Origin of the sequence: Amycolatopsis kentuckyensis, from assembly GCF_002155975.1 — a bacterium.
Taxonomy (GTDB): domain Bacteria; phylum Actinomycetota; class Actinomycetes; order Mycobacteriales; family Pseudonocardiaceae; genus Amycolatopsis; species Amycolatopsis kentuckyensis.
On record NZ_MUMI01000421.1, the window covers coordinates 1 to 9,666 of the forward strand.

A 9,666-nucleotide genomic window follows, 5' to 3' on the forward strand; every position below is an offset into this window, starting at 1 on the left:
CCGCCGAAGAAGAGCAAGACCGGGATGTGGATCGCGATCGGCTCCGCCGTGGTCGTCGTGCTCGCCCTGGTGGGCATCACCGGCTTCGTCGCGCCCGGGTTCTTCCTCTCCAAGGACGACACCAACACGGCCGCGGCACCGTCGTCGAGCACGTCGGCCAAGCCGTCCACGTCGAAGCCGACGTCCAAGAAGCCGACGACCTCGAAGCCGCCGTCCGGCAACGAAGGGAGCAGCTCGGACGCCAAGGCCGTGCTGCAGGGCTTCATCGACAAGCTGAACGCGGGCGACAACGCCGGCGCCGTGGCGATGGGCTGCGCCGACTCGAAGCAGCTGCTCAGTTCGTGGCTCGAAACGTTCCTCAAGCCGCCGCTGCAGCTGCAGCTCGGGTCCGTGCCCGCCGACAAGTACCTGGTCGAGGGCGAGGTCACCGGGACGTCCGCCGGCAAGCCGGTCAAGGGCACGCTGAGCGCGACGAACTTCGACAAAAAGGGCTTCTGCGTCAGCACGATGCTGGTGTCCTGAAGCCGTGAAGCTGTGGCGATCGCCGCTGGCGTGGACGTTCCTCGCGTCGGTGGTCCTGCTGATCGGGGTCGGCGGCTGGCTGCTGACCGACCCCGCCACCAGCCGCAGTGACGCGCTGAAGACGGGCGGCCTGGCGGGCGGCGCGATCGTGGCGCTGTACGCGCTGTGGCTCAACGACCGGCGGCGCCGGGTCGAGGAACGCCGCCAGGACATCGAGCGGCAGCGGCACGAACTCGAGGCGCAGCGCGCGGAACAGGACCGGGAGCGGGTCGCCGACGAGCGGTTCGCCAAGGCGGTCGAGCTGCTCGGGCACGCTGCCGACCAGGTGCGGGTCGGGGCGCTGCACGCGCTGGCGGGGCTGGCGCGGAGCCGGCCGGAGTACACGCAGACGGTGCTGGACGTGCTGTGCTCGTACCTGCGGCGGCCGTTCGAGCACGCTCGCTACCGCGATCCGCAGAAGGAGGGCAGTGCCGACGAGGAACGCGAACTCACGGTTCGCCTCACGGCACAGCGGCTCGTCTCGGAATTGCTGCCCGCCCGCGACGCCCCGGGCCCGGCGTACGACCTGGACCTGACCGGCGCGGTGCTGGAGTACCTGGACCTCTCGGGCAAGCTGGTCGGCGGCCTGCTGCTGCGGCACGCGTCGCTGCACAGCTCCACGAACTTCAGCGGCTGCCGCTTCACGCGCCGGGTCTACCTCACCGCCGCCGGCACCGGCGCGGGTCGGCTGGTGGGCTACTTCCGGTGCCGCGGCACGGTTTTCGAGAGCCACGCGTGGTTCAGCGGGACGAAGTTCGCCGAAGCCGCGGACTTCACGGGGACGACGTTCGCCGGGCCGACCAACTTCAAGGACGCCGACTTCGCCAAGGACGCCGACTTCACCGGCGTGGTCGTCGCCGATTCGCTCGACCTGCGCCGCACCCGGTTCGGCGGGCAGACCGACCTGCGGTTCGCTTCGCTGCCGGAGTCGGTTTCGCTGTACAACACCTTGGTGCGCAACGAAAAAGACGTGCGGGTACCCGACGGGTGGGACCTGGAGGAGCTGCGCGACGGGGACGCGCGGATCGTGGCCAAGGCGGGCTGAGCAGGCCCCCGTTTTCCACGCTACCGGTGGGGGACGACAGTTCTCGGCGGCGCGGGCCGGATGTCCGGGTTCTGACAGATGTCACGACGAGCCTGTGGACAACGTCGCTACCAGCGGCACCGCCGTCCGATCAGGATTCGGGGCATGACGAAGCAGACCAGCCTGACCGTGACCGACGCCGACGCCCGCGAAAAGCTGCACATCGCCAAGATGCTGCTCGGCGGCTACGCGGCCGTGAGCCTGCTGACCTTCCTGGCGATCGTGGTGCTCAGCGGCCACCCCGGCCTCGTCACCGACGCCGTGTGGATCCGCGGTTCGATCCTCGCCGTCGCCGCGCCGCTCACCTTCGCGCTCGGGGTGTCCATGGCCAAGGGCTCGCGAGCCAACTACCGCAGGGTCCGGATCATCACGACGGCCCAGGTCGTGGCCATCCTCGTGATCGAAGCCGTCCCCGGCTCCTTCCCGGTCTGGTTCAAGGTCGCGAACGGCGTGTGCCTCGCGCTGCTGATCATCGTCGTCCTGCTGACCTTCGCGCGAGCCGTGCGCGCCACCTTCGCTGCCGAGTGATCACCGCGGCCCCGGGCGGCGGTACCGTCACCGACGTGGACGACCTGCGGGGTCTGGACGAGCGGCGGCGGCTGCTGCTCTCCCTGGGCATGCTCTGCTACCCGTTCCTGGCGGCCGCGGGCCTCACCCAGTACACGCGCGGCGCCGGCCTGGTCGCCGGCTACCTGCTGCTGGCGGCCGTCTCCGCCTGCTACCTGGCCATCGTGGTGGCCTCGATGCGGTCCGCGTGGCGGATCCACTGGTGGCTGCTGACGGTGATGACGGTGCTGGCCGTGCTGGTCGCGCCGCTGGCCCACGAGTACGCGCTGATCCTCGTCGCGGTGGTCGTGCCGTCGGCCGCGGCGCGGGTCGGCGTCCGGACGGCGTCGGCGCTCGTGGTCCTGGGAGCCGCGGCGTGCGTGGTGGTGCCGGCGGTCGTGCCCGGCTGGAGCACCGGCCCGAGCTGGTACTACGCGGTGGCCGTGGTGTTCACCACCCTGCTGGTCCACGCCTTCAGCCGCACCGCCACGGCCAACCAGCAGCTGCGCGAGGCCCGGGCCGAGGTGGCCCGGCTGGCCTCCGAGGCCGAGCGCAACCGGATCGCCCGCGACCTGCACGACCTGCTCGGGCATTCGCTCACCGCCATCACCGTGAAGAGCACCCTGGCCCGGCGGCTGGCCGTCGGCGCCCCTCCCGCGGCGCTGGCCGAGATGGAGTCGGTGGAGCAGCTGTCCCGGCAGGCGCTGGCGGACGTGCGGGCGGCGGTGTCCGGGTACCGGGAGGTCACGCTCGCCGGCGAACTCGCCCGTGGCCGGGAGCTGCTGCGGGCGGCGGGCGTGGTCGCCGACCTGCCCACCGCCCACGACGACGTGCCGCAGGAGCGGCAGGAACTGTTCGGCTGGGTGGTCCGGGAAGGGTTGACGAACGTGGTGCGACACGCACGGGCCGGCCGGTGCACGGTGGAGCTGACCGCGTCCTCCGTGGAGGTGCGCGACGACGGGACCGGCGGCCCGGCCGGGCCGGGGTCCGGGCTGGACGGTCTGCGCGCCCGGGTGACCGCGGCCGGTGGTGCGCTGACCGCCGGGCCCGTCGAGCCCCGCGGGTGGTCGCTGCGGGTGGTGGCGCCGGCATGACGATCCGGCTGCTGCTCGCCGACGACCAGGAACTGATCCGGCAGGCCCTGCGCGCGCTGCTCGACCTCGAACCGGACTTCGAGGTGGTGGCCTCGGTCGGCCGGGGCGACGAGGTGACGGCCGCGGCGCTGGAACACCGCCCGGACGTGGCGCTGCTGGACATCGACATGCCCGGGCTGGACGGTCTCGCGGCGGCCGCCGTGCTCACCGCCCAGGTGCCCGGGTGCCGCGTGGTCATCCTGACCACCTTCGGCCGCACCGGCTACCTGCGCCGGGCCATGGAGGCGGGTGCCGTCGGGTTCGTCGTGAAGGACGCCCCGGCCGACACGCTCGCCGACGCCGTCCGGCGGGTGGTGGCCGGCGAGCGGGTGGTGGACCCGGCACTGGCCGCGGCCACGCTGGCGGCGGGCGAGTCGCCGCTCACCGCCCGCGAGCGCGACGTGCTCATCGCGGCCCGCTCCGGCGCGACCGTGGCCGAGATCGCGGCCCGGCTCTACCTCGCCGAGGGCACCGTGCGGAACTACCTGTCCGGGGCCACGACCAAGACCGGCACCCGCAACCGGATGGAGGCTCTGCGGGTGGCCGACGAACGCGGCTGGCTGTAGCCCCGGCCCGGTCCGGGCCGGGGCCCGGCGTCAGTCGAACAGGGCCGGGAGCGTGCGCTCCCAGGCCTCACGCAGCTCGTCGAGCGTGAACTCCGTGATGCCCTGCAGCTCCAGCGTGCCCGACTCCGGGTCGACCACGCCGGTCTTGCGCCACGGGAGGCCGCGCGCGGTGCACATCTCGGTGAAGCGGAGTTCTTCCGTGCGCGGGACCGCCACCAGCACGCGGCCCGCGGACTCCGAGAACAGCTGCACGAACGGGTCCTGGTCGGCGTCCAGGAACACCCGGGCGCCGCACTGTCCGATGAGGACGGTCTCGACCAGTGTCTGGATCAGGCCGCCGTCCGACAGGTCGTGCGCGGCGGAGATCATGCCGTCGCGGGAACCCGCCACCAGGACCTCGCCCAGCAGCTTCTCGCGGGCCAGATCGACCCTCGGCGGAACGCCGCCGAGGTGGCCGTGCAGCTCGCGGGCCCACGCCGAGCCGTCCAGCTCGTCGTGCGTTTCGCCCAGCAGCAGCAGGGTTTCGCCGGCCTCCGCGCCGATGCCGGTCGGGATGCGGCGGGTGACGTCGTCGATCACGCCGAGGACGCCGATCACCGGCGTCGGGAGGATCGCCGTGTCGCCGGTCTGGTTGAAGAAGCTCACGTTGCCGCCGGTGACCGGGATGCCGAGCTCGACACAGCCGTCGGCCAGGCCGTGCACGGCCTGCTCGAACTGCCACATCACGCCCGGGTCGGTGGGGGCGCCGAAGTTCAGGCAGTCCGACACCGCGACCGGCGTCGCGCCGCCCGTGGCGACGTTGCGGTACGCCTCCGCCAGCGCCAGCTGCGCGCCGCGGTACGGGTCGAGGTAGACGAACTTGCTGTTGCAGTCGGTCGCCACCGAGACACCGCGGCCGGTCGACTCGTCGATCCGGATCATGCCGGAGTCCGACGGCTGGGCAAGCACGGAGTTCCCGCGCACGTACCGGTCGTACTGCGACGTCACCCATTCCTTCGACGCCTGGTTCGGCGAGGAGATGAGCTTGAGGACGTCCGCGCGCAGTTCGTCCGGAGTGGACGGACGGGGCAGCTTCGCGGAGGTGTCCGCGATCAGGGCGTCCTGAGTGGACGGTCGCTCGATCGGCCGGTCGTACACCGGGCCCTGGTGGGCGACCGTGTGCGCCGGGACGTCGACGACGACCTCGTCGTGCCAGGTGATGACCAGGTGCTCGCCGTCGGTGACCTCGCCGATGTCGGTGGCGATGACGTCCCACTTGCGGCAGACCGCCATGAACGCCTCGACGTTCTCCGGCGAGACGACCGCGCACATGCGCTCCTGCGACTCGCTGGAGAGCACCTCGGCCGGGGTCATCCCGGTGGCGCGCAACGGAACCCGGTCGAGGTAGATGTGCATGCCACCGTCGCCGGCCGCGGCGAGCTCCGACGTCGCGCAGGACAGCCCGGCGCCGCCGAGGTCCTGGATGCCGACGACGAGGTTCTGCGCGAACAGCTCGAGGCAGCACTCGATGAGCACCTTCTCGGTGAACGGGTCGCCGACCTGGACGCTCGGCAGCTTCTTGCGGCCGCCCGACGACTCGTCACCCGAAAAGGTGTCACTCGCCAGGACGGAAACGCCGCCGATGCCGTCGAGGCCGGTGCGGGCGCCGAACAGGATGATCTTGTTGCCGGTGCCGGACGCGAAGGCGAGGTGCAGGTCCTCGACGCGCATCGCGCCGACGCAGAGGGCGTTCACCAGCGGGTTGCCCGAGTAGGACGGGTCGAAGACCAGCTCGCCGCCGATGTTCGGCAGGCCGAGGCAGTTGCCGTAGCCGCCGACGCCGGCGACCACACCGGGCAGCACGCGCTTGGTGTCGGGGGCGTCGGCCGGGCCGAACCGCAGCGCGTCGGCGACCGCGAGGGGCCGCGCGCCCATGGCCATGATGTCCCGCACGATGCCGCCGACGCCGGTCGCGGCGCCCTGGTACGGCTCCACATAGGACGGGTGGTTGTGGCTTTCCACCTTGAAGGTGACGGCCCAGCCTTCGCCGATGTCGACGACGCCCGCGTTCTCCCCGATGCCGGCCAGCATCTTGGCCTTCATCTCGTCGGTGGCGGTCTCCCCGAAGTAGCGAAGGTGCTTCTTGGAGGACTTGTAGGAGCAGTGCTCGCTCCACATGACCGAGTACATCGCCAGCTCCGCATCGGTGGGCCGGCGGCCGAGGATCTCCCGGATGCGGGCGTACTCGTCGTCGGCGAGGCCCAGTTCGCGGTAGGGCTGGGTGTGCTCCGGGGTCGCCCCGGCGCGCTCGGTGGTGTCAACGGTGCTGGTCACGGTGTCCGTGTCAGGGTTCGCCACGGCCGCCAGGATACGGGGCGCTCCCGGCCACCCCGGACGGTGGGCCGCCGAACCCGAACACTCCGCGACGGCTGTGACCGAGCCGACATCGGGACACCTCGGACGGGCGCGCGTTGTGGACAATTCAGCGGGCGGCCGGGATGCGCTGGCCGGAATTGTCGGTGGCCGCGAGTAACGTTGAAATCGGGGGTCCCCCGGGCGGCTGGGGGTGCAGCGGCGCCCGGGTTCCCGAGCGGCGGAGGTCTGCGGCGCCGGCGATTCCCGAGTGGCGGGGGCCCAGCGGAACCCGGCGATTCCCGCGCGACGGTGGCCCGGCGATTCCCACCCGACAGTGGCCCAGCGACGCCCGGCGATTCCCGCCCGACCATGGCCCAGCGACGCCCGGCGATCACCGAGCGGCGGCGACCGAGCGCGTCAGGCGATTCCCGGGCGGCGGCGACCCAGCGGCACCCGAGTCCTCCCGTGGCGGGCAGCCAGCGGCACCCGAGTCCCCGACCGACTGAAACCCCGCGGCCCGAAATTCGGTCGCCTTCCTCCCGGCCTCGGCTTACCGTCGAGAATCGTGCTTTCCGCCACGTATCCCTTTCCGCCACTCCGGCTGCCCGCGCGGCCGAGCGCGAGCCGCTTCCTGCTCGCCGTTTTCCGGGCTCGGCTCGGGACGGTGCTCGGTGCCGCCGCGATCGGGGTCGTCTGGGCGCTGCCCGGTGCGCTGCTGCCGCTGGTCGTCGGCCAGGGCATCGGGGCCATCGGCGCGCAGGACGGTGCCGCCGTCGTGCGGTGGGCGCTGGCCGCGGCCGCGCTCGGGGTCGTGCAAACGATCTTCGGCACCTGGCTGCACTTCCTCAACTACGGCCTCTGGCTGCACGGCGCGGGCTCGACCCAGCGGCTCGTCTCGGCGCACACCACGCGCGTCGGCGCCGGGCTGCGCGAACAGACCACCACCGGCAACCTCGTCGCCGTCTCCACGACGGACGTCAACCACATCGGCAACACCGTCGAGATGACCGGCCGCGCGTTCGGCTCGCTGCTGGCGTTCGTCGTGGTCGCGGTGTGGCTGGTCTCGACGTCGCCGCTGCTCGGCGTGGTCGCGCTGGTCGGCGTGCCCGTCGCGGTGCTCGGCATCGGGCCGCTGCTCGCGCCGCTGCAGAAGCGCAAGGCGAAGCAACGTGAGAAGCGCGGGGACGTCAACGCGCTCGGCGCGGACATCGTGTCCGGCCTGCGGATCCTGCGCGGCATCGGCGGCGAGCGGCGGTTCTTCGCCCGCTTCCGCGAGACGAGCCAGCGGGTACGGCTGGCCGGCATCGAGGTCGGCAAGGCCGAGGCGTGGCTGGCCGCGGCGGAGATCGCGCTGCCCGGCCTGGTCACCGTGGTGATCACCTGGCTCGGCGCGCGGCTGGCCGTGGCCGGCTCGATCGACGTCGGGCAGCTGGTGGCGTTCTACGGCGTTTCGGCCTTCCTCATCTGGCCGGTCAACGCCGCCACGGAGGCCGTCGGGTCGATCACGTCGGGCCTGGTCGCGTCGCGGAAGGTGGTGACGCTGCTGGCGATCCGCCCGAAGCTGGCGGACCCGGAAACGCCGATGCCGCTGCCCGGCGGCCCGCTGGAGCTGGTGGACACCGAGTCCGGGGTCCGGGTCGCGCCCGGCCGCCTCACGGTCGTCGACTTCGGGGCCGGCGGCGAAGCGGTGGCCGACCGGCTGGCGCGGTTCGCCGATCCGGCCGAGGGCGAAGAGGTGCTGGTCGGCGGCGTCCGGGCGGACCACGTCGCGCTCGCGGAGCTGCGGCGCCGGATCGTCTACGCGCACAACCAGGACATCTGGTTCTCGGGCGTGCTGCGCGAGCAGCTGGCGCCGGCGCGGCCAGGCGGGGTCAGCATCACCGAAGCGCTGTACGCGGCCGATGCCGACGACATCGTCGAGGCGCTGCCCAACGGCGTCGACGAGGTGATCGGCGAGCGCGGCCGCGAGGTGTCCGGCGGCCAGCGGCAACGGCTGAACCTGGCCCGCGCGCTGGCGACCGACGCCGACGTCCTGGTGCTCGACGAGCCGACGTCGGCGGTGGACGCGCACACGGAGGCCCGCATCACCGAACGCGTCGCCGAGCTGCGGCGCGGCCGGACGACGGTGGTGTTCAGTCAGAGTCCCTTGTGGACACACGTGGCGGACGAAGTCTTCACCGCGAAGGGGGTGACGGTGTGAAACGGCTGCCCACGGCGGCCCGGCGGGACGTCCGCCGGTGGGCCGTGAAGACGGCGAAGAGCCACAAGCGCGAGTTCGGCCTGCTGCTGGGCGCGCTGGCCGTGGCCACGCTGATCGGCCTGGCCGGGCCGCAGCTGCTCGGCTCGCTCGTCGACGACGTCGCGACCGGCACCACGACCGCGCACGTCGACGTGCTCGCGGTGGTGTTCGTCGCCATCCTGCTGCTGCAGGCGGTGGCGCGGAAGATCGCCCGGATGCGCGGCGCGGTGTTCGGCGAGCTGGTGCTGGCCGAGACGCGCGAGGAGTTCGTCGGGACGGCGTTGCAGCTGCCGCTCGGCACGGTCGAGGCGGCGGGCACCGGCGACCTGCTCAGCCGGGCCACCACCGACCTCGGCCGGATCGACCACGCGGCGCGGTTCGCCGGGCCGCAGATCCTGGTCGCGGCGGTGACCGTGGTGTTCACGATCGTCGCGATGGTCGTGACGTCGCCGGTGCTGTCGCTGGGCCTGCTGGTCGCGCTGCCGCTGCTGGTGCCCGTGAACGTCTGGTACCAGCGGCGGATCCCGGCGGCCATGCAGTGGATGCTCGACCGCTGGGCCGACCTGACCACCAGCGTCCACGAGACCGCGGAGGGCGCGCGCACGACCGAGGCGCTCGGGCTGACCGAGCGGCGGATCGGCGCCGCGCACGACGCGCTGGACCAGAGCATCTACGGCGAACGCCGGATGCGGGCGCTGCAGCTGCGGTGGCTGCCGTCGCTGGAGATCAGCTACGTGCTGCCGATGGCGGTGATGCTGCTCCTTGGCCTGCTCGCGTACGCGCGGGGCTGGGCCGGGCTCGGCGAGATCACCACGATGCTGCTGTACGTGCAGGGCATGGCGGCGCCGCTGAACGAGGCGCTGTTCTGGCTGGAGGACCTGCAGGTCGCATCGGCCGCGGCGCGCCGGATCCTCGGCGTCCGGTCGGTTGCGGTCGAGGACGTGCCGAAGGTGGACGAGGTCCCGCGCGGGCGGGACATCGACGTCCACGACGTCCGGTTCAGCTACACCGCCGACCGCGAGGTGCTGCACGGCATCGACCTGCGGGTTCCGCGCGGCGAGCGGCTGGCGATCGTCGGGCCGTCGGGCGCGGGCAAGTCGACGCTCGGCCGGCTGCTGGCCGGCATCGCCGCGCCGTCGGCGGGCTCGGTGCGCATCGGCGGCCAGGACGTCTCGGCGCTGGCCGACGACGTGCTGCGCGGCG

The 9,666-nt window shown here is 72.7% G+C and carries 7 protein-coding genes and 1 pseudogene; 7 read left to right on the top strand and 1 reads right to left on the bottom strand.

The features are described from left to right. From CCN39_RS34520 to CCN39_RS34540, 5 genes and pseudogenes are all read left to right on the top strand, one after another. Positions 1-522, top strand: a pseudogene (locus tag CCN39_RS34520) (hypothetical protein); the annotation flags it as partial. 4 nt (positions 523-526) lie between these two features. Further along, the gene (locus CCN39_RS34525) at positions 527-1,606 is read left to right on the top strand and encodes a pentapeptide repeat-containing protein (RefSeq protein ID WP_086849193.1); all 1,080 of its coding nucleotides are present in this window, start codon (positions 527-529) and stop codon (positions 1,604-1,606) included. 144 nt (positions 1,607-1,750) lie between these two features. Beyond that, entirely contained in the window at positions 1,751-2,173 is a 423-nt protein-coding gene (locus tag CCN39_RS34530; protein WP_086849195.1) for a hypothetical protein, read from the top strand. A gap of 35 nt (positions 2,174-2,208) precedes the next feature. Continuing rightward, positions 2,209-3,285: a sensor histidine kinase gene (locus CCN39_RS34535; protein ID WP_086849201.1), complete on the top strand. Its 1,077-nt coding sequence runs from the start codon at positions 2,209-2,211 to the stop codon at positions 3,283-3,285. Next, positions 3,282-3,890 (top strand): response regulator transcription factor, encoded by a 609-nt coding sequence (locus CCN39_RS34540; RefSeq protein WP_086849202.1) that lies wholly within the window; start codon positions 3,282-3,284, stop codon positions 3,888-3,890. Before CCN39_RS34535 ends, CCN39_RS34540 begins: the two co-directional genes overlap by 4 nt. A gap of 30 nt (positions 3,891-3,920) precedes the next feature. On the opposite strand, the gene purL is transcribed toward CCN39_RS34540, so the two are convergent. Next, complete coding sequence (gene purL / locus CCN39_RS34545; protein ID WP_167455265.1) at positions 3,921-6,227, bottom strand: phosphoribosylformylglycinamidine synthase subunit PurL; 2,307 nt, start codon at positions 6,225-6,227, stop codon at positions 3,921-3,923. A gap of 562 nt (positions 6,228-6,789) precedes the next feature. Between purL and CCN39_RS34550 the strand changes: the two genes are divergently transcribed. Next, positions 6,790-8,424 carry an ABC transporter ATP-binding protein gene (locus CCN39_RS34550; RefSeq protein WP_086849197.1) on the top strand — a complete coding sequence of 545 codons (1,635 nt, stop codon included), beginning with the start codon at positions 6,790-6,792 and terminating at the stop codon, positions 8,422-8,424. Further along, the coding region (locus tag CCN39_RS34555) for an ABC transporter transmembrane domain-containing protein (protein WP_086849199.1) at positions 8,421-9,666 on the top strand (1,246 nt) is incomplete at its 3' end. The genes CCN39_RS34550 and CCN39_RS34555, both read left to right, overlap by 4 nt.